Consider the following 20062-nt stretch of genomic DNA (forward strand, 5'->3'; position numbering starts at 1 on the left):
GCCGCCCGCTTCCCGTTTTACGGGGTGAGAAGCGGGCGGCAGCGGGGAGTGCGGGAGGGTTACGAGGGGTTATGGGCGCTTACGGCACTTGACGTGCGTACGGCACCTGTGGCGCTTACGGCACCTACGGGCGCCAGTTCGCCAGTACGCCCTCGTAGAGCTCCGCGTCCGTGAGCTCACGCGGGGTCGGGCCCGCGTGGAAGAAGGACGTGTTGTCGGTCTTCAGTTTGCGGAGGTAGTCGAACGCCTTGTTGTCGTGCGCGCCGAACGCGACGAAGGAGAAGAACACGGAGGGGTGGCTCTGCGCGGCGTCGGTGAGGGACTGGGTGGCGGGGGTCTTGGCGTCCGGGGCGCCGTCCGTCTGGAAGACCACCAGGGCGGGGGACGTGGGGTCGCCCGACTTCTCGCGGTGCGTGATCACTTCCTGTACGGCGGCGTGGTAGCTGGTACGGCCCATGCGGCCGAGGGAGGCGTGCAGGTCGTCGATCTTGTTCTCGTGGTCGGTGAGGGTCAGCTCGCCGGTGCCGTCGAGTTCCGTCGAGAAGAAGACGACGTGGACCTTGGACTCGGGGGCCAGGTGGGCGGCGAGAGCGAGGGTCTGCTCGCCGAGGGCCTGGGCGGAGCCGTCCTTGTAGTACGGGCGCATGGACGCGGAGCGGTCGAGGACGAGGTAGACGTCGGCTCGGGTGTGGGTGAGGTCGGCGTTCGCGAGGGCGGTTGCGGCGGCGTTGTAGGCGGTGGTGAGGCCCTGTGGGAGGGGGGTGACGTCGACGGCCTCGGCTCCGCCTTCGGCCCTGTTGTTCCCACCCGCACCACCCGTGCGGGTTTCGTTGTCGGCTGCGGGTGGCCCCTGTGGGGCGTCCTCGCCGTCGGCGGCGATCGGCTCGTCCGCCTCGGCGGCCTCGGGCTCGTCGGGCTCCTCGGGCTCGTCGGGCTCCTCGGGCTCCTCGGGCTCCTCGGACTCGTCGGTCGTCTCCGGCTCCGGTGCGGCCTGTGTGTCCTCGGCGGCGGCCACCGGCTCGGGCTCCGTGACCGGCTCCGGGGTCGGCTCCTCGGTCACCGGCTCAGGCTGCGGCTCGGCGGCCGCCTCCGGCTCGGGTTCGATGGCCGGCTCGGCCTCGGCCGCCGGCTCCGGTTCGATGACGGGCTCGCTGGAGGCTTCAGCTGTCGGCTCCGGCTCGGGCGCGGCCTCGGGCGTCGGCTCGGGCTCCGGTTCGGCGAGCGTCTCCACCTCCGGAGCGGCCTCCGTAACCGCCTCCGGCTCCGGTGCGGGCTCTGTAACCACCTCCGCCTCCGGCGCGGCCTCCGTCACTGCCTCCGGCTCCGGAACGGCCTCCGTCGGAGTCTCCGGGGTCGGCTCCTCAGCCGTGGTCACGGGCTCCTCGGCCACCGCAACCGGCTCCTCCGTGACCGTCGGCTCATCCGCCGTGGCCACCGGCTCCTCGGCGGTAGCCGTCGGCTCCTCCGCGACCGCCGACTCCCCCGCGGCCGTCGGCTCCTCTGCCGTAGCCGGCCGGTCCGGGATCGTTACGTTGTCGAAGGCCGCCGAGACCAGATCGTGTTCGTCGTCCTGTGCGGACGAGTGGGGCTCGGGGACGCGGGGGGAGGGGACCGTCGGCCGGGGCTCCTGCGAAGGAGTCCGTTCCGCACCCTCTGCCTCGGCGGCACGCGCCTTGCGTGACCTGCCGAACGCGTTCCGCAGGAGAGTGAGAATGCCCATGTGCGCAACCCTTCGATGAGTTGAAGCCCGTCAATCCCTGGCCAGGACGGACACGTAAGGTTAGCCGCCCCGATTGGTGATCTTCGGCAGGGGCAAGGGGAAGTGAGGGCCCGCTGTCAACACCCCTGAGGACCCCGGCAGTTCACCTTCGGTTCACCGCGCGGCAGCGCTCCCGCACAGACATGCCCCTACCGTCACGCTCACACCGTGGGCACGCAAGGGGAGAGCAAAGTGCGCAAGCTGCTGCCGCTGACAGTAACGTCGTCCAGTTCGCATCCGGGCGGCCGATCCGCCATGACCTGCCGCTTCCGCTGTGGGGACGCCTGCTTCCACGAGGTGCCCAACACCAGCGACAACGAGTACGCCGGCGACGTCATCGCCGGCGCGATCGGGCGCCGCTCGATGATGCGGGCCGCCGCCATCGTGACCGTGGCCGCCGCGGCCGGTTCGGCCACGGTCGTGGGCGCCCGTCCGGCGCAGGCCGCACAGGCCTCACAGGCCGCGACCGGAGAGACCGCCGCGAAGCCGGCGTTCGGGACGAAGGGGGCGCGTGGTCTGCGCTTCACCCCCGTCGCCCCGAACACCACCGACGCCGTCGTCGCTCCCGACGGCTACGGGCAGAACGTCGTCATCCGCTGGGGCGAGCCCATCCTGCGCGGCGCTCCCGCGTTCGACCCGGAGAACCAGACCGCCGCCGCCCAGGCCGGGCAGTTCGGCTACAACAACGACTTCCTCGCGCTGCTGCCGCTGCCCGGTGAGCGGCACCGACAGCTGCTCGTCGCCAACCACGAGTACACCGACGAGATCCTCATGTTCCGCGGGTACGACCCCGCCAACCCGACCCGGCAGCAGGTCGAGGTCGCCTGGGCCGCCCACGGGCTGGCCGCCGTCGTGGTCGAGGAGGACCGCAGGACCGGCAAGCTGACCCCCGTCTCCCGGCACCCACTCAACCGGCGCGTCACCGCCACCACCGAGTTCCGGCTCACCGGGCCCGCCGCCGGGTCCGACCTGCTGAAGACGTCCGTGGACCCGACCGGTACGAAGGTGCTCGGCACCCTCAACAACTGCTCCGGCGGGACCACGCCGTGGGGCACGACCCTGCACGGCGAGGAGAACTTCAACCAGTACTTCGCCAACGCGAGCCGCGCCACCGACAAGCGGTACGGCATCGGGACCACCGCCACCGAGCGCAAGTGGGAGCGCTTCGACAAGCGGTTCGACATCGCCCAGGAGCCGAACGAGGTGCACCGGTTCGGGTACGTGGTGGAGTTCGACCCGTACGACCCGACCTCCACGCCGCGCAAGCACACCGCCCTCGGCCGGTTCAAGCACGAGGCGGCGACCGTGCGGCTGACGGCGGACGGCCGTCCGGTCGTGTACTCCGGCGACGACGAGCGGTTCGACTACTTCTACAAGTTCGTCAGCAGCAAGCGGGTCAAGAAGGGCTCGTCCCGCGCCGTGCGTGAGCACAACCTGTCGCTGCTCGACGAAGGGACCCTGTACGTCGCCAAGCTCACCGGCGACTCCCCCGCCATCGAGATCGACGGCAGCGGCACGCTTCCGTCGGACGGCGAGTTCGATGGCAGCGGTCAGTGGATCCCGCTGGCGACCGCGACCGCCGACGGTGCCGTGTCGCATGTCGAGGGCATGACCGCGGACGAGGTGTTCGTCTTCACGCGGCTCGCCGGGGACAAGGTGGGCGCCACGAAGATGGACCGGCCCGAGGACATCCAGCCCTCCCCGGTCAGCGGTCGGGTGTACGTCGTCCTCACCAACAACTCCAACCGCGGCAAGACGGGCTCCGCCGCCGCCGACGAGGCCAACCCGCGCAACAGCAACAAGCACGGGCACATCCTGGAGCTGACCGAGCGCTGGAACCGGCCGGAGAGCACGCGGTTCGCCTGGTCGCTCTTCCTGGTCGCCGGTGACCCGGACGACCCGGCGACGTACTTCGCCGGCTTCCCGAAGGACGACGTCAGCCCGATCTCCTGCCCGGACAACGTGGCGTTCGACCCGTACGGAAACCTGTGGATCTCCACGGACGGCAATCAGCTCGGGTCGCACGACGGGCTGTTCGGTGTCGCGACGCGTGGGGAGCGGCGGGGTGAGCTGAAGCAGTTCCTGACGGTGCCGACGGGGGCGGAGACCTGTGGGCCGATCATTCAGGATCGGCGTGTGCTGGTGGCTGTGCAGCACCCGGGTGAGATCGACGGGGCGTCCGTGGAGAAGCCGGCGAGTGTCTGGCCCGACGGGCCCGGGAAGATCGTGCGGCCTGCGGTGGTGGCCGTGTGGCGCAAGGACGGGTGCGACATCGGCATGTAGCCGGCCGGTGCTGGTGGGGACGGGTGGGTCGTGCGCCCGGCGCTGCCGGGGTGCCGCTGCGCCCACCCTCCCCCATCGCCCCAGCGGCACGACTGCCCGCAGCCGAGCCGACAGCGGGCTGCCGCTGCGACCGCCTCCCCCTACGTGTGCGGGGACGCTATTGCTCTCGCCGTCGCCACCTCCTGTCTCACCGGTTCCAGGACGCTGCCCGACGGGCCCGTGAGGTCTGTGCGGACCGATTGCAGGGTTTCTGCCTCGCGTACGCCTTCCGCCAGTTCGCGTAGTTGCAGGGTGATCTGGCCCACCTCGGCCGGGGACGGCGGCGGGGCGCCGTGTTTGACGCGGACCCTCGCCGCCGTCGTCGCGTCGACGATGCGTTCCACGGCGACGACCAGCGGCCACCAGGCCGCGGCCCGGCGACCCGTGGGCGGGGGCTCCGTGAGGGCGCGCTGGAACTCCGTGCGGATGACGGACAGGTCGCGGTAGAGGCGGCGCCGCATCCGCGCCCGGGCGGCCGGTGCGCCCGGCTCCGCTCCCGGCGCGCCGAAGGCGGCTTCCACATAGCGCGCGGTGTCGGCGACGGCGTCGGCGAGGCGGTCGCCGACCCGGGTGTGCCAGCTCTCCGGCCAGAGCAGATAGCCCGCCACGAGGGCGATCGTGCAGCCCATCAGGGAGTCCACCAGACGGGGCAGCAGCAGGGCGGTGCCCTGGCGGTTCAGTACGTCCGACAGCAGAAGGATCACCGGGGTGATGGCCGCGGTCTGGTAGCCGTATCCGCGGGGTGTGAGCAGCGGGATCAGCGGCGCGAGCAGCAGCATCACCGGGACGTCCCACCAGCCGCGCGGCACCTCCGCGAGGACCGCCGCCGCGACGACGAGGCCGGCGACCGTGCCGAGGGCGCGCAGCAGCGCCCGGGAGAAGACGGAGCCGAAGTCGGGCTTCATGACGAAGGTGACGGTCAGCGCCACCCAGTACGAGCGCGGCACCGGGATGATCGACACGAGTACCTGGGCAAGGCCGATGCACAGGGCCAGGCGCAGCCCGTAGCGCCAGGAGGCGGCGGAGAGGGCGACGTTCCGGGCGGCCCGGGCGGCGCGGACGCCGAGGGCGGCAGGGCGGCCGAGGCGGTCGTCGATGCCGCGCGGGTCCACGTCCGGGGCGGTGACGACATCGGCGGCGTGGCGCAGGGCGTGGTCGACGGCGCGGGCGGTCTCCGTGGTCGGGAGGGGGAGCCGCAGGCCCAGGGGACCCGTGCGGCCGGTCTCGACCGCACGGGCGAGGTGCCGTGCCGCCTCCGGGACCTCGGGCGGGAGGCGGCCGCCGGAGAGGTGGGCGGCGGGGGCGGCCTCCATGACCGGGGTGATCGCGTTCAACTGGGCGAGCAGCCGGGTCGGTTCGGGGCTGCGCCCGTGCTGGCGGGCGCGGTGCCCGAGGACGAGGTCGTACGACTGGTTGAGGGACTGGGTGACGGCATGGCGGACGTCCTCGTACTCCCCGACCCGCGGGCTGCCGCAGGCGGCGAGCAGGCCGGCCACCGTCCGGTAGGTGTCCGCGACCGCCGCCCGCTCCGGCACTCCCGACCGCAGCGGCCAGGCGAGCAGCGCGAGGGCCAGGACGAGCAGCCCGCCGCCGGTCATCAGCAGGGGCGCCGCCCACCACTCGCCGGGCATGGCCAGGCCCGCGCCGACCACCGAGTTCAGCAACAGCAGCAGTCCCGACACGGAGGCGACCGCGCCGATCGTCGAGATCATCCCGGAGACCAGCGCGACGCCGGTGACGGTGGCGACCGCGAGCCAGCCGTGGCCGTGGACGAGGGTGCCGAGGGTGATCCCGACGGCGCCGAAGAGCTGGGGGACCGCGATGTTGAGCAGCCGCATGCGGTAGGCGTCGGCGGTGTCGCCGATGACGCCGGAGAGGGCGCCCATGGCGGCGAGGGCGCCGTAGGCGGGTTCGCCGGCCGCGAGCCCGGCCGCCAGCGGGAGGGCCATCGCCACGGCGGCACGGACGAGGGCGGCCCGGTTGACGGGGGCATGCTGTGGTCGGAGGTTCCGCACCAGCCAGTCGGGAGGGGTGAGGCCGATGGGGAACTCTCGCGACATGGGGTCATTATGAGCACCGCGGTCCGGGGGGATCCCAGGTCATCCGCGCCCGTGCAGGGTGAGATCCACGACCAGCGCGCGGTGGTCGGAGCCGGAGATGCCGAGGAAGCGGGCGTCGCGTGCGGAGAACTCCGGGGAGACGAGGACGTGGTCGATCTGGACGCCGAGCGGAGCGGTCCGGGAAGGCCAGCTGGGCGTGCGGTCGGAGCCGGTGAGGCGGGCGGCGTCGCGCAGGCCGGTGTCGAGGATGTGGCGGAAGGCCGCGTGGTCCTGGGAGGCGTTGAAGTCCCCGGCCAGGACGGTGGGGGTGTCCGAGCTGTCGGCGGCGAAGTCGCGCAGTGCGCCGAGTTCGCTGCGCCACAGGCCGATCTGGCGGGGCAACGGCGGCATGGGGTGCGCGAGTTGCAGCCGTACGGTGTGCCCGTCCACGTCGGCGACGGCGCCGGGCATGCCCATGGTGCCGGGCACGCCGGCGGTGCCCTTGAGCGGGAAGCGGCTGAGGATGACGGAGCCCTCGGAGCCGCCGCCCTCGACGGCCCGCCGGTGGGGGTAGTCCTTGGTGAGGGCCTGCTTCAGCTGCGCGTCGCACTCGTAGTCGCACTCCTCCACGAAGACGACGTCCGGTTTCTCCCGGCGGACGGCGTCGACGAGCGCGGAGGTGCCCTGCCCGAACTTGACGTTGGACGTCAGCACCCGCATCTCGGCGACGGCGGGCCCCGCGGGCTCGCCGCTCTTGCCGTACGGCTCGATGAACCACGCCAGCAGTGCGAGCAGGACGACGCCCCACACCAGACCGGTCCACCAGCGGGCGAGCAGCGAGAACAGCAGCCCGAACCCGGCGGGCACGAGCAGCCACGGCAGAAAGGCGAGCAACTGGGGGACGGGGGTGACCCCGTCGATGTCGGCGACCCGGCATCCGACGACCACGCTCACCCCGGCGAACAGCAGCCCCGCGCACCAGGCCGCGAGCCGGCGTCCGGCCCGTCGTCCCGGCTCGTCCTGGCGAGCCGTCCACCGGGCGGTCGCAGTGTCCACGTCCTGGCCCTCCGCTCACGGTGCGATGACCGAATTCTCCCTCAAAGACGGGGCGGCGGGGCGGATGGTTGCCGGGACAGGGCCGCCGACGGGGCCGCGGTGACAGGGCGTGACCGCCGGCGTCGTACGAGATGTCCGTACCGGTCGGTGAGCCGGGCGAGCAGGGCCACCGTCAGGCCCAGGGCGACCAGCAGCCAGGAGACGGTGCGCAACGTGGCGGTGAGGGCGTCGTAGACCGCGCCCACGGCGGGACGGCGGGTCTCGTCGGGCAGGTCGGCGAGGGTGAGACGGCGGCCGACTGCGACGGCGAGGGCGAGCAGGGCGCCGCCCAGGGCCGTGCCGAGCGCGGTCGCCGTGACGGCGCGGCGGCGGCAGGTCGCGACGGCGATCCCGGCGGTGGCGAGCACGGCGGTGGCGAGCGGGAGCCAGAGTCCGGCGACGTCGAGCACGTGGTATCCCTTCCGGAGCCGGGCCAGGTCCTGGGCCGGGAGCACGGCGACCTCGATGTGCTCGACGGGGATGCGGCCTGCCAACGGCATGTGGTCGTGGGTGAGTTGGGCCTTGACCTGGGCGGTCACGGGGGCCAGGTCGACGGTCACCTCGCGGCGGTGGCCGTCGTCGCGCAGCGCGCGCAGTACGGCGCCGTGGACGGCCCGGTTTCCCTCGTCCCACGCCGTGCGGAAGGCCTCGGTCCGGGTGAACGACCGCACCGCGTCCCGTACGAAGGGGCGCACGGTGCCCGGCAGCGGCCGTACGTCCGTCCTGTCGTCCACCTCGTGCAGGAGCCCGGCGCCGACGGTGTCCACGACGGCGTCCCGCACGCCGGGGTCGGCGGACAGCGGCGCCATCGTGGCGACGTACCGGCCCGTGTCGGCGAGCCCGTACACCGCCCAGCCCGCCAGGGCGCCGAACGGCACGAGGAGGCAGGCCAGGGCGATCAGTGCGGCCGACAGGGCGCTCCGGAGACGGGGAGGCACCCTTTCAGGCAACGGTCCGGGCGCGGGGCGGGCGAGCCGGGCGCCTGCATTCGGGCGCATGGGTCAAGCCGAACGGGCGGGCCCGGGCGCGGACCCTTGGCATGACCGGGGACTCCGCTCTCCGGTGGAGGGTTCACCCGAACGGGTGTTTCCTGGTTCTGGGGAGAGGAGGCCGATCATGCGCACCACTCCGGCTCTGCGGATCCTGGCCGCGGCCCTGCTGACCGGCGGTACGTTCCTCACCGCGGCGGTGGGCACCACGGCGGCGGCCGCGACCCCGCCGGCCTACGCCGACGGACACGGCAGCGGTGGATCCGGCCGTCCGATCCCGGGCATCGTCGTCTCCGGCAGCGCGCTCAACGTGAGGGCCGCGCCCACCACCCATTCGTCCGCCGTCGACCGGCTCCCGCCCGGCACCAAGATCCGTATCGAGTGCATGGTCCGCGGGCAGAGCGTCAACGGCAACCCGGACTGGTTCTGGCTCCCCGACTTCCAGGGCTGGGTGAGCGCCGCGTTCGTCGACACCGGCGGCCACTGGGTGCCGACCTGCGCGGACCCCTGTCCGCGATGGAAGAGCGGCCACTGGGACAACGCCGACTGGAACGACCCGGCGTGGAAGGAGACCTGGGCCGTCTCGGTCACCGTCTCCTTCAGCGTCTCGGGCTCGTGGGGCTGAGAGGCGTCCGGATCCTCGTCGGGTGACCGGTATTGGCTCCCGGTCGTCCGGTGAGTGGAGGGATGAGGGAAGTATGGGCCCCGGCGCTCGTGCCGGGGCCCATACGCTGCCGCTGCGAACCCCCTGAGTCAGCGGATGCGGTTTCCCACCGCGTCCTCGCGCGTGTAGTAGCGGTAGAAGAACACGACGAAGATGGCTGCCGCGACCACCAGTCCGAGCACCGCGGAACTGAAGACGCTCTCGCCGGTCTGGCTGTACAGGAAACCGATGCAGGCCCCGGCGAAGCCGGACTTCACGATGGCGTGCAGTTCGCGCTTGAGCAGCGGGGCCCAGGTCGCCACGGCGAGGCAGAGCACGATGAACACGATCGTGGTGACGAAGCCGAACAGGAGGTTCCAGCCGGTGATGGGCCCGCCGTCGCGCCGGTTGGCCGCGCACCAGTAGCCGTAGACGAGCCCGAGCGCGACGGGTATGCCGATCCTTGCGATCTGGTGGGCCCGCTGGTCGAAGACGTCGGGCGTGCGGGCCGGGATCATTCGGCGGGTCACGGGTGCAGCATGAGCCATGAGAGCGCTCCTCTCTCTCCTCGCCCCCGCCTACCAGAGCACACCTGCGAACAGGCCGTGGCAAGTCGACGGAACACACCGTTTCCGCCGTCGGCGCACTCGGCGCGATCGGGTTTCCGCCCGGTTCCGCCCGGGTGCGGGCCGTGACCCCCCGTGGTTCGCTGACCTCGTGGAACTGCTGTCGCCGGGCGGGGACGAGGACGCCCTGCTGCGGCGCCGGCGGATGCTGCGGATCCGTGGCCGGAGCGTCGCCTGGGTGCCGCCGCTGGTGCTGCTCGGCGCCATCGCACTGCTGGACGTCTACACTGGCGCCGACTTCCGGATCATCTCCTGGATGGTGCTGGTGCCCGGCATCGCCGCCGCGATCTGCGGGGTGCGGGGCACGGCCGCGTTCGCCGTGCTCGCGCTGGTCACCTATGCCCTCGCCGACACCGCCTGGCCGGAGGAGTACCAGACGGGGCTGCCCGACTTCGTCCTGCTCGCCGTCGGCGGCGTCCTGGCCGTCCTCGCGTGCGCGGTCCGGGTGCGGGACGAACGCCGGCTGCTGCACATCCAGGACGTCGCCGAGACCACCCGCCGTACCGTGCTGCGCCCCCTTCCGTCCGGCTGGGGCGGTCTCGACCACGCGGCCGTCTACCTCGCCGCCGACAGCGAGGCCCGCGTCGGCGGCGACTTCTACGACATCCAGCCCGGCCCGCACGGCACCCGCGTCCTCCTCGGCGACGTCCAGGGCAAGGGGCTGGGCGCGGTCGAGGCGGCCGCCGCGCTGCTGGGCACCTTCCGCGAGGCCGCCTACCACGAGGCGGACCTGTCGGCCGTCGCCCGGCGCCTGGAGACCCGGATGCTGCGCCACCGCGTCCACACGGTCTCGCTCGGCCATGCCGACGGCGACCGTTTTGCCACCGCGGTGCTGCTCGGCTTCCCGGAGCCGGGCGGTCTGGAACTCGTCGCCTTCGGCCATGAGCCCCCGCTGCTGGTCGGCCCCGACGGTGTACGCGCCCTGCCGCCGGGCGACGGCCTTCCGCTGGGCCTCGGCGAACTCGCCGCCGACGGGCCTCCCCCCGTGCGCCGGATGCCTCTCGCCCCGGGCACGACCCTCCTCCTGACCACCGACGGTGTGTCCGAAGCCCGCGACGGCGACGGCGAGTTCTACCCGCTCGCCGACGAGGTGGCCCGCGCCGTCGCCGCCGACCCGGGTGTCGCCGACCCCGGCAGCCTGGTCGCCTTCGTACGGGACGGCACGCTCCGCCACTGCGGCGGACATCTGGCCGACGACACCACGATCTTCGCCGTACGGCAGACCGCCACCGGTGACACGGTGCCCGGACGTTTGCGGCCATGACACCCCCCTTTGCAGCCGCACCGGTTACGGTGCTGCCATACGTGATCGACGGGGGATGGGGAGGGACCGATGCCCGGAACCGTGCTGCTGCTCGCCGCCTCACCGGCCGGCAAGGGGTGCCTGGTGGACGCGGCGTCCGTGCTTCCCGTCCTCGCGGCGGTTCCGCCCGCCGTGCTGTCCGGCACCGACACCGCGAACGTCGTCGAACTCGCCGACCCGCTGGAGCCGCAGGCCGTGCTGACCCGGCTGCGTGCCGCCGCGGCGGCCCCCGGGCCGCTCACCGTCTTCGTCACCGGCCAGCTCCAGCTCGACCGCCGCCAGCATCTGCCCCATCTGGCGCTGGCCCGCACGACACCCGCCTCGCTCCGCTACACCGCCCTGCCCTGGCACTGGATCCGGGAGGAACTGCGGCTGCGCGCCCCGGGCACCACGACCCTGCTCCTCGACCTGCACGCCGACCCGGAGACCTGGGAGCGGCTGCGCACCCAGCCCCTCGACTCGGGCCGCAACAACGCGGTGTACGGGCGGATCGCACCGCCGCCGGGACGCCGTACGGTGGCCGTGCCGGCGTACATGAAGGCGGTCGCGACGATTCTGCGCAGTGGACGGCGTCCGCCGGTGGAGCAGTTGCATCAGCAGGCGTTGGCCCGGCTGGGCAGCGAGGCGTATGCGGACATCGTTTTCTCGGCGCCGGGGGTTGGGGTGAATGTACGTGGGGGGCCCGTGGATGCCGGCCGGCGCCCGGACGGTGATCCGCACGCTGTCATCTCCGCCCTGGTCGCCGTCGGCCGGCACTCCGAGGCCGACGCGCTCGCCGCAACGCACGAACAGGCCGCCGCCCACGCCCACGGGGCCGGTTCCGAAGCGGCACTGCACTGGACCGAAGTCCGTGCGGATCTCGCGATGTTCGCCGGGGACCCGGTCCGCAGCTGCCGTACCTGGCTGGCGGTGGCCGCCGCGCGGCTGTCCGCGGGGCAGGCGCCGGACGCGCCCGGCGTGGAGACGGCTGTGGACCGGGCTCACCACCAGTGGGGCCGGATCGCCGATCCGGCGCAGGCACGTGAACTGGGGGCTGCGCTGGCCGAGTTGCGTGCCCGGGTGCCAGGGCGCCGGCAGGGCGCCCTGGACCATGTGCACCGGCAGCTGCGTCAGCTCCAGACACAGAGCTGACGCAGGCCGGCCGTCAGTTGGTGAAGTAGAAGTACTTCCAGGCCCCGTGCGTCGTGGAGTTCACGTTGTCGCCCGAAGTGGAGTCGATGTACGAGGAGCGGACGCGGAAGCGCCAGCCGGTGTCGTGGGTGCCGGTGAGCTCCACCTTGGACACGCCCGCGGAGCTCAGCGGGAAGTACTTGGAGCCGCCGTCGTACCAGGTGCCCTGGTAGTAGACCTGGAACTGCAGCCGCTGCTCACGGTGCGGGTAGGCCGTCATCGTGGTGGTGAACAGCGGGTTCCTGGACTTGTGGAAGTAGTAGTAGGTGTGGCCCCACGTGTTCCGGGTCGTGTAGTGGCGGCCGACCGCCGTGGAGACCTTCACGCGGGTGCCGACCGTGCTGGACACCGACCGCGGCCGGTAGCGGGCGTCGCCCGCGAACTTCGCGGTGACCTTGGTGTCCCGCCGCAGGTCGAGGGTGACGGACAGGTTGCCGTTCGAGTTGACCCGGCCGGACTTCACCAGCTTCTTCGGCTTGTCCGGGCCGAACGGGTCCGCCCAGATCTCGACCGTGCGGTTCTTGTACGTCGTCCCGAGGTGGGCGGTGAACCTCGCGTCCGCGCCGTACGCGTACTTCTTGCCGTTGTTGTTGAGCGTGAGCGCGGGCTTGGCACGCGAGACGGCGACGGTGTCCGCGGCGGATGCGGGGGTGTGCGTGGCGTCACCGGCGTACGTCACCTTGTACTTGACCTTGCCGCCGGCCGGGGGCTTGTCGGTGAAGGAGAACTTGCCGCCCGAACCGAGGGACTTGGTGCCCAGGGACTTGCCGTCCGGTGACTCCAGGTCGAAGCGGGTGACGTCCAGGGGCGTCCCGGCGGGCAGCGGAAGCGTCGCGGTGAGCGTGCCCTTGACGGTGAGCGTCCTGGCGCGGGCGGCGCTGGCGGGCGCGTCGACCGTGAGGACCGGCTTGGACCTGGGGGCGTCGGTGAGGACGCGGAGGGTGTACTCGCTCTCGTGGTTGTGGGTCACCGCGAACAGACGGCCCGCCGTCTCGCCGGGCTCCCAGGCCAGGTTGGCGTCGCCCAGCTCGTCGTAGCCGCTGATGGTGTCCGTGTCGGGCCAGGTGTAGGTGCGGACCGCGGTCGTGGTGCCCGGGTTGAAGATGAACAGCGACGGGTCGTACGGGGCGTCCGTGCCGGCGGCGAGCGTGCCGTCCGCGGCGATCGCGACCGAGCTCGGGTGGTGCTGGGTGGTGTAGGTGCTCACCTGGGTGAGGTCCGAGGTCTGCCACACGCGGTGTTGGTTGCCCGGGTTGGCCGTGATGAGCCGGCTGCCGTCCGGGGTGAACGCGAGGTCGGAGGTCGAGCCGAGGTCGGAGCCCGAGCCGCCGGCGCGCGCGGTGCGGGTCGCGGTGCCGCTCGTGACGTCGTACACCCCGAGCCAGGAGCCGTAGTACTCCGGTGCCGCGGCGGCCAGGGTGTTCGGGGCGCCGGGCGTCGAGGCGAGCAGCGGGGCGCCCGGGTAGGTGGTGTCCGGGTCCTGGTCCAGCGCCACCACCGGTTCGGTGCCCGACACGTCCAGGGAGCCGATGTAGCCGTGCTCCTTGGTGCCGTAGCCGAACCACAGCTTGCCGCCCGCCAGGGCGAGATGGGCCGGGTCGGTGCCCTCGCCCGTGGCGTAGCGCTCGGTCTCCTGGACCAAGGCCGTGTCGACGGCCACGATCGCGTCGGCGCCCGGCGAGGCCGCGTAGACCGTGCCCGAGTCGGCGGACAGCTGAAGGCCGTCGACGCCCGGGAGCGAGGTCACCGAGCCGACGACGGTTCCGCGGTAGTCCGTGGCGACGATCTTGCCCTGGTACGGGTCGCTGATGAAGATCCGCTGGTGTGCCCCGTCCACCACGACATCGCCCGCCGACTTGATCGGCAGGAGCTTGGCGGAGTCCGCGGACGCCGGTGCGGCGAGCAGGACCACCGAGCTGAAGAGGACGGCCAGAGATGTGGCCGCCGTGAGAGTGCGTCTGCGCACGCTGATTCGAACCCCCCGGATCGAAAAGCAAGTTGGCGCCACCGGGCGGCCGTCGTGTGGAACCCGTGAGCCGCGCGTGGCGAGTGAGTGAAGACTAAGTCATGTCACCGACAACACCGTCAGGGCCCCCGACACCAGCGTCCGTACGCCCGGTGCCACGGTCGACAGATCCGGGGCGAAACGGGGACTGTGGTTGCCGGGCACGGCCGCCAGCTTCTGCGGCAGCTCGTCGCCGGGCGCCGCGTCCCACACGCCGTGCGGAGTGGTCGTCACGAACCAGTAGGCGTACGGCAGTCCGTCCGGGGCCAGATGCGGGAAGTCCTCGCTGGCCATCGCCGGGCCCGGGTCGAGGACGCTCGCCGCGCCGAAGACCTCGCCGTGCACGGCGGCCACCCGCCGGTCGGTCTCCGCGTCGTTGACGGTGAGCGGGAAGGACTCGCCGACGACGACCTCGGGCTCGCGCGGGCAGCCGGCCGCCGCGCACTCCCCGGCCGCGATGCGCCCCACCGCCGCGATCATCCGCTCCCGGACCGGCTCCGACTGGGTGCGGAGGTTGAGGGAGATCCGGGCCTCGGCGGGGATGATGTTGGCCCGGGTGCCCGCCTCGATCCGCCCGACGGTCAGCACGGCCGCCTCGCGCCCGGCGACCTCGCGCGAGACGACGGTCTGCAGCCGGGTCACCAGGAACGCCGCCGTCACCACCGGGTCGACGGCCGACTCCGGCCGTGAGCCGTGCCCGCCCACACCGTGCACCACGATGTCGATGTCCGTGGAGGCGGAGAGGATCAGGCCCGGGGTGTGGCCGTACAGCCCGGCGGGCCCCGGGACCGCGTGCTGGGCGAGCAGCACGTCCGGGCGCGGGAAACGTTCGTACAGGCCGTCGGCCACCATGCGGGCGGCGCCCATCCCCGTCTCCTCGGCGGGCTGCCCCACCACCAGCAGCGTCCCCGACCAGGCGTCCCGCCCGGCGGCCAGGGCGTCCGCCGCGCCCGCCAGCCAGGTCACATGCAGATCGTGCCCGCAGGCGTGCATCAGCCCCGGTGTCCCGGAGGCGTACGGCAGCCCGGTCTCCTCCTGCACCGGCAGCGCGTCCATGTCGGCGCGCAGCAGCACGACCGGTCCGTCGCCGTTGCGCAGCAGCCCGGCGACACCGGTGCCGCCGATGCCGTCCACGGTCTCGTAACCGGCCTTGCGCAGCCGGTCGCCGAGCTTTCCGGCCGTGCGGTGCTCGCGCAGCGACAGTTCGGGGTGGCGGTGCAGGTCCCGGTAGAAGTCCTCCAGGTCGGGGACCGGGAGACCGGCGGTGAGGTCCAGCGCGGCGCGGGCGGCGGGAGAGGTCACGCAGGCAGCGTACGCACAGCTGCGGCCGAGGGAGGGGGATTCACCAGCCGTGGCCGTCCGGCAGTACGGGGGACTCGACCTGCTCCCCCTGGAGGGGCGGTCCCTCCGCGGCCTTCGCCGGGCCCGAGTTGGATGCCAGGATCAGGGCCGCGACGGCGACGACCGCGGCGGCGAAGCCTCTGGTGTAACGCCCGATGGTGCTGGTGCGTTCGAGCACGGCAACCTCGCAGTAACGGCAGCAACAACAGCAAGGGTGTGTTAAGCACGTTTAATACGCCGTTTAACCTAGGGGCAGCCGAACCCGAACGGCAAGACCCACAGGGGGAGTTGGCCCATGTCCGACCGTGACGACCCGGTGACGATCGGGCACCGGGTGCAGCAGCTGCGGGTCGCACGGGGACTGACACAGAAGCAGCTGGCCGAACCCGCCTACACGCCCGCCTACGTCTCCACGCTGGAGTCCGGCCGGGTGCGGCCCTCCGACGACGCGCTGCGGCACCTCGCCGAGCGGCTGGGGGTGGCCTTCGAGGAGCTGACGACCGGGCGGCCCGCCCACCTCGTCACCGGTCTGCGGCTGCGGCTGACCGAGGCCCAGCGGACCCACGCCACCGGCGAGGCCGAGGAGGCGGCACAGCAGTACACCGCGCTGCTCGCCGAGGCGGAGGCGCACGACCTCGTCGAGGTGCAGGCCACCGCGCTGCTCGGGCTCGGCGAGTGCGGACTGGACACGGGCGAGCTCACGGCGGCACGGCGGTACTTCGAGCGGGCCGAGCGGGCGCTCGCCGAGGCGCCGCTGCCGGCCCGTGTCCCGGCCCTGCGCGGACGCGCCGTCTCCCACTACCTGGCCGGCGAACTCCGGTACGCCGTCTATCTGCTGGAGTCCACCCTGGACGAGCTGAACCGCGGCGGCCTGCACGACCCGGACGCGCTGCTTCTGCTCTACACCGGCGTCATCGGGCCGTACATGGACATGGGCGCGCACGCCCGGGCGGCGCAGGCCGCCGAGTTCGCCCTCGCGCTCGCTCCGCAGTCCGGTGACCCGGCGCTGGTCGCCCGTATGCACCGGTCCGTCGCCCGGACGCTGATCGCCGAGGGCCGCGTCGCCGAGGCCGACGCCTCGCTCGCCAAGGCCGCCGAGCTCTACCGCCAGCTCCAGCTCCGTACCGAGCTCGCCAACTGTCACTGGATGCGCGGGTACGTGTCTGCGCAGAACGGCGAACTTGAGCGTGCCGAAGGCGAGTTGAGGAAGGCGCTCACCATGCTCACCGCCCGGCGGGCCGCCCTGTACTCCAGTCAGGTCGCCGTCGAGCTGGCCGACGTACTGCACCGGCTGGGCAGATCCGAGGAGGCCGCCGGGCTGCTGCGCCAGGTGCTCAGCGACCTCAGTCCCGAGCGCGGCGCCCTGCACTCCGCCGCCGCGCACCGGCTCCTCGGCATCATCGCCGAGGACGCCCGGGACACCGAGGCCGCCGAGGAGCACTACGTACGCGCGCTGAGTCTGCTGGAGCGCGCCGGAGCCGCCGGTGATCTGGCCGATCTGTGCCGGATGCTGGGGGATCTGCTGCGGCGCACCGGCCGGGTGGAGGCGGCGCTGGACGCGTACCGGACGGGGCTCGGACACCGCACGGCACCCGGCACGACCACCCTCGGGCCCGCACCCGCGCAGCCTCCTGTGTGAGGCGTCCCGACGGCGCGTCCGTAAGGCGTCCGGACGCCGCGGGCGCCGTCGCCCCTATGCTCTTGGGCCATGGACATACTGGCGGCCTTCGTGGGTCTCGCGGTGCTCGTGGGCATCGTCGGCCTCGACAGCAGGATCTCCCGCGTCAAGCGGCAGGCGGATCGCGTCGAACGCAAACTCGACCTGGTCCTCGACCACTTGGGACTGAGCCTGCAGTACCCGAGGATGGACGAGGTGGCCGCGCTGGCACGGGACGGCAGGACGATCGAGGCGGTCAAGATGTACCGGGAGGTCACCGGGGCGGGCCTGAAGGAGGCCAAGGAGGCCGTCGACAAGCTGGGCTGACGGCCGCCCGGCGGCTCAGACCTGGACCCTCCCCTGCTTGCGGACCTCCTCCAGGCGCCTGGCCCCGAGGTGTGCGGCCAGCTGCGTCACGTCCGACGCGACATGGCCGAGGCCGCCGTTGGTGAGGGCGATCGCGTCGTCGCCGACGCGGACGGCGGCGACATCCACCGTGAGCTCCGTGAGCTCGCCGTCCTCGGTCTCTCCGGTCAGGGTGATCCGCAGGCCCTGTCGCGCGTCGCCCACCGCCGGCAGCGTCGCCTCGGCGACCTCGACGGACTGCACATAGCCCCCGGTGGCCATGGCCGTGAACTGCCCGCACTTCTCGGGCAGTGTCTTCAGCCAGGCCAGCGTGCGGTCCACGGCCGGACCGGCGGTGAGGATCTGGTAGCGCAGCTGGGCCCCGTCCAGTCCGTCGTCGAGGCCGGTCGCCGCGCGGGTCCGGGCGCCCGCGCCGAACAGCTCCTCGGTGTACACCGCGTCGAGCAGCCCCTGGCAGCCGGGGTTGTCCGACGCCGCCTTGAGCAGGCCGTCCCGCCAGGTCGCGGCACCCTGCGTCGGTACCCACGGGTCCCCCAGATCGGCCGGGGTGATGAGCGCGGCCTGCGCCTGCGCCTCGGTGAGCTTCGGGGCGCCGGCCGGGGAGGCGGCGGGGTCGGACGGCCCGCCCGTCGGGGAGTCGGCCGTCGGGCGCTCGGCGAAGGCGCCCAGGGAACAGCCGGAGGCGGCGGCCAGCAGCGCGGTGAGGGAGAGCACCGAGACGAGGACGGTGCGGGTCGGGGACGGGGTCAAGGTGGCCTCCGTGGAGAGAGACTGCTCAAGATCGAGTACGTGCTCCAACGGCACCACCGGGCGGGGCCGGCCACCAGCGAGACGGGCCGTCCGGGTTACCGGCACCTCCGCGGACGACGGGAGATCCGGTCGCGGGCCCGTCCGTGCCGTTGTCACGGGCGGAGCGTTCCCGGCCTGGCTCGCGCCCGTGCAGCCGGTCCTGCTGCCCGTGTCGGAGGAGCAACGGGAGCGGGCGGAGGCGCTGGTGCGGCAGGCGGCTGCGCCCGCCGCCTCCGGCCCCTCGGCCTGCACCGTGCCGCGGACGCTCGCCGGCGCGTGCGGGCGCATCCGGGCACGGGCTGCGGGCCGAGCTCGCCAGGCCGGGGCGCGGCAGCCTCGGTGCCCGGGTCTGGGCGGGGGGCTTGGTGCCGTTCCGCGCGGTCATCGGTGATCCGTGATCGGTATCGGTGAGCGGGAGCACGGTGAGCCTGACCGCCGTGGACCCTCTGCGGCGTATCTCGGCCTCTGTCCAGGCGCGCGGCGCCGGACTCCGGCCGGATGCGTAAGGTCGCTTGCACAGCGCGTCGTCCGCGTCGCGCGGCGCCCGTGCAGCGCCCAGCGAGAGGAGTCCGCCGTGACCGGTCGGCCCATCCCGGTGATCATCGACTGCGACACCGGCGTCGACGACGCCCTGGCCCTGCTGTTCGCCGTCCGCCACCCGGCGCTCGACCTGCGCGCGGTCACCTGCGCGGCGGGCAACACCGATGTGGACGGGGTCGTCCGCAACACCCTGACCGTGCTGGAGCAGGCCGGTGCCCCGCCCGTCCCGGTCGCCCGGGGTGCCGAGCGCCCGCTGGTCGAGCCCGCGCGCGCGCCCCGGCATGTGCACGGAGAGGACGGCATGGGCGACCTCGGCCTGCCCGCGCCCGCCCGCACCCCGGCCGACGTGGACGCGGTGACGCTGCTGCGGCGCGAGATCCTCGCCTCCCCGCGTCCGGTCACGCTGATTCCCACGGCTCCGCCGACGAACATCGCGCTGCTGCTCAGGACTCACCCGGAGGTGGTGCGGAACATCGAGCGGATCGTGTTCATGGGCGGCGCGGTGGCGACCGGAAACGCCACGCCGGTCGCCGAGTTCAACGTGTGGCACGACCCGGAGGCCGCCGCGATCATGCTCACCGCGGGGGTGCCGATCACCATGTACGGCCTGGATGTGTTCCAGCGGGTCGTCGTGCCGGGCACGGACGTACGGCGGCTGCGCGCGAGCGGGGATCCGGCCGTCCGGCTGGCCGGTGAGCTGCTGGCCCACCGGCCCTCCGCACCCGAGTCCGACGGCGACGACCCGGCCGGCGGGCTCGGCGACGCGGGCGCGGTGTGCGCGGTGGCCGACCCCGCCGGCATCAGCACCCGGCTGCTGCCCGTCGAGGTGAACCTCGCTCCCGGCCCGGGGCGCGGCCAGACGATCGTCGACCGCAGGGCGCGCCCCGGCGGGTCCGGGATCCACGCCGGCGAACGCGAACAGGCCCTCGTGGACGTGGCGTTGGACGTGGACGTGCAACGTTTCGCGAAGCTGTACCTGACGACGGTGGAGGGGATACCGGGGCCGGTCTAGGACCACCCGTCAGGAGCGGATCGCGCGTCGACACCCCGATCACCGCGCCGCCCGCGAGGAACGCTGCCGCGGCGATCGCGATCGGGCCGGTGCTGCCGCTCCCGCCGGTCTCCGCGAGATCGCCGCCACTGCCGTGCGGCGTGGGGGCCGGGGCGGAGGTCGATGCGGAGGCGGACGGGAGCGGGGTGCTCGTCGACGGCATCTCAGCTCTACAGCCTGCCCCGCAGGGCCGTCGCCGAGGCCGCGGTTCCCTGGGCGCCCCGCGCGCTGTACGCCCGGCAGGACCAGCTCGGCCGGGCCCGCGACTTCGAGTGCGCCGGGCTGCTGGGCGGCGACCACGCCCCCGCCGCCCAAGCGGTGGCCGACGGTGTGTCACTGATCCGCTGGGCAAGTCGTGCCGCCGTCG

Annotated in this window: 16 protein-coding genes; 7 read left to right on the top strand and 9 right to left on the bottom strand. The window is 73.1% G+C overall.

The annotated features are described in order from the left end of the window. Positions 1-124 precede the first annotated feature (124 nt). Positions 125-1720, bottom strand: coding sequence for a VWA domain-containing protein (locus tag F7R91_RS06670; protein ID WP_150945454.1), 1596 nt, complete (start codon positions 1718-1720; stop codon positions 125-127). A gap of 231 nt (positions 1721-1951) precedes the next feature. On the opposite strand from F7R91_RS06670, the gene F7R91_RS06675 reads away from it, so the two are divergent. Further along, positions 1952-4042, top strand: coding sequence for a PhoX family protein (locus tag F7R91_RS06675; protein ID WP_150945614.1), 2091 nt, complete (start codon positions 1952-1954; stop codon positions 4040-4042). A 140-nt stretch (positions 4043-4182) separates the two neighbouring features. Here F7R91_RS06675 and F7R91_RS06680 read toward each other — a convergent pair whose 3' ends face one another. The 3 genes from F7R91_RS06680 to F7R91_RS06690 are packed head-to-tail and all read right to left on the bottom strand — an operon-like array spanning position 4183 to position 8153. Then, the gene (locus F7R91_RS06680) at positions 4183-6141 is read right to left on the bottom strand and encodes an FUSC family protein (protein WP_150945457.1); all 1959 of its coding nucleotides are present in this window, start codon (positions 6139-6141) and stop codon (positions 4183-4185) included. Positions 6142-6180: 39 nt separating this feature from the next. Beyond that, on the bottom strand, positions 6181-7176 hold the full coding sequence (locus tag F7R91_RS06685; protein WP_150945459.1) for an endonuclease/exonuclease/phosphatase family protein: 996 nt from the start codon (positions 7174-7176) through the stop codon (positions 6181-6183). A 41-nt stretch (positions 7177-7217) separates the two neighbouring features. Further along, on the bottom strand, positions 7218-8153 hold the full coding sequence (locus F7R91_RS06690; protein ID WP_150945461.1) for a hypothetical protein: 936 nt from the start codon (positions 8151-8153) through the stop codon (positions 7218-7220). A gap of 178 nt (positions 8154-8331) precedes the next feature. On the opposite strand from F7R91_RS06690, the gene F7R91_RS06695 reads away from it, so the two are divergent. Further along, a complete protein-coding gene (locus tag F7R91_RS06695) occupies positions 8332-8829 on the top strand; it encodes an SH3 domain-containing protein (protein WP_150945463.1) in 498 nt (165 codons plus the stop codon). Between the two features lie 128 nt (positions 8830-8957). Here the strand turns inward: F7R91_RS06695 and F7R91_RS06700 are convergent, their stop codons facing one another. Then, entirely contained in the window at positions 8958-9395 is a 438-nt protein-coding gene (locus tag F7R91_RS06700; protein ID WP_150945465.1) for a hypothetical protein, read from the bottom strand. A gap of 223 nt (positions 9396-9618) precedes the next feature. Between F7R91_RS06700 and F7R91_RS06705 the strand changes: the two genes are divergently transcribed. Together F7R91_RS06705 and F7R91_RS06710 are read left to right on the top strand one after the other, a co-directional pair. After that, entirely contained in the window at positions 9619-10737 is a 1119-nt protein-coding gene (locus tag F7R91_RS06705; RefSeq protein WP_150945616.1) for a PP2C family protein-serine/threonine phosphatase, read from the top strand. A gap of 69 nt (positions 10738-10806) precedes the next feature. After that, positions 10807-11907, top strand: a complete 1101-nt coding sequence (locus F7R91_RS06710) for a hypothetical protein (protein WP_150945467.1) — start codon at positions 10807-10809, stop codon at positions 11905-11907. A 13-nt stretch (positions 11908-11920) separates the two neighbouring features. Here the strand turns inward: F7R91_RS06710 and F7R91_RS06715 are convergent, their stop codons facing one another. The 3 genes from F7R91_RS06715 to F7R91_RS41880 all read right to left on the bottom strand — a co-directional run bounded on the left by F7R91_RS06715 (position 11921) and on the right by F7R91_RS41880 (position 15470). Further along, entirely contained in the window at positions 11921-13912 is a 1992-nt protein-coding gene (locus F7R91_RS06715; protein WP_150945469.1) for an Ig-like domain repeat protein, read from the bottom strand. Positions 13913-14011: 99 nt separating this feature from the next. Next, positions 14012-15253, bottom strand: a complete 1242-nt coding sequence (locus F7R91_RS06720) for an amidohydrolase (protein ID WP_150945471.1) — start codon at positions 15251-15253, stop codon at positions 14012-14014. Between the two features lie 40 nt (positions 15254-15293). Further along, positions 15294-15470 (bottom strand): hypothetical protein, encoded by a 177-nt coding sequence (locus F7R91_RS41880; protein WP_191971374.1) that lies wholly within the window; start codon positions 15468-15470, stop codon positions 15294-15296. Between the two features lie 117 nt (positions 15471-15587). Here F7R91_RS41880 and F7R91_RS06725 point away from each other — a divergent pair, with 117 nt between their 5' ends. Together F7R91_RS06725 and F7R91_RS06730 are read left to right on the top strand one after the other, a co-directional pair. Then, a complete protein-coding gene (locus F7R91_RS06725) occupies positions 15588-16931 on the top strand; it encodes a helix-turn-helix domain-containing protein (protein WP_150945473.1) in 1344 nt (447 codons plus the stop codon). Between the two features lie 69 nt (positions 16932-17000). Beyond that, positions 17001-17276: a hypothetical protein gene (locus F7R91_RS06730; RefSeq protein WP_150945474.1), complete on the top strand. Its 276-nt coding sequence runs from the start codon at positions 17001-17003 to the stop codon at positions 17274-17276. A gap of 15 nt (positions 17277-17291) precedes the next feature. On the opposite strand, the gene F7R91_RS06735 is transcribed toward F7R91_RS06730, so the two are convergent. Then, a complete protein-coding gene (locus F7R91_RS06735; protein WP_150945476.1) occupies positions 17292-18065 on the bottom strand; it encodes a hypothetical protein in 774 nt (257 codons plus the stop codon). Positions 18066-18678: 613 nt separating this feature from the next. On the opposite strand from F7R91_RS06735, the gene F7R91_RS06740 reads away from it, so the two are divergent. Next, positions 18679-19656, top strand: coding sequence for a nucleoside hydrolase (locus F7R91_RS06740; protein ID WP_150945478.1), 978 nt, complete (start codon positions 18679-18681; stop codon positions 19654-19656). The last annotated feature ends 406 nt before the right edge of the window (positions 19657-20062 follow it).

The sequence above is a fragment of the Streptomyces luteolifulvus genome (genome assembly GCF_008806595.1).
GTDB classification, from domain to species: domain Bacteria; phylum Actinomycetota; class Actinomycetes; order Streptomycetales; family Streptomycetaceae; genus Streptomyces; species Streptomyces luteolifulvus.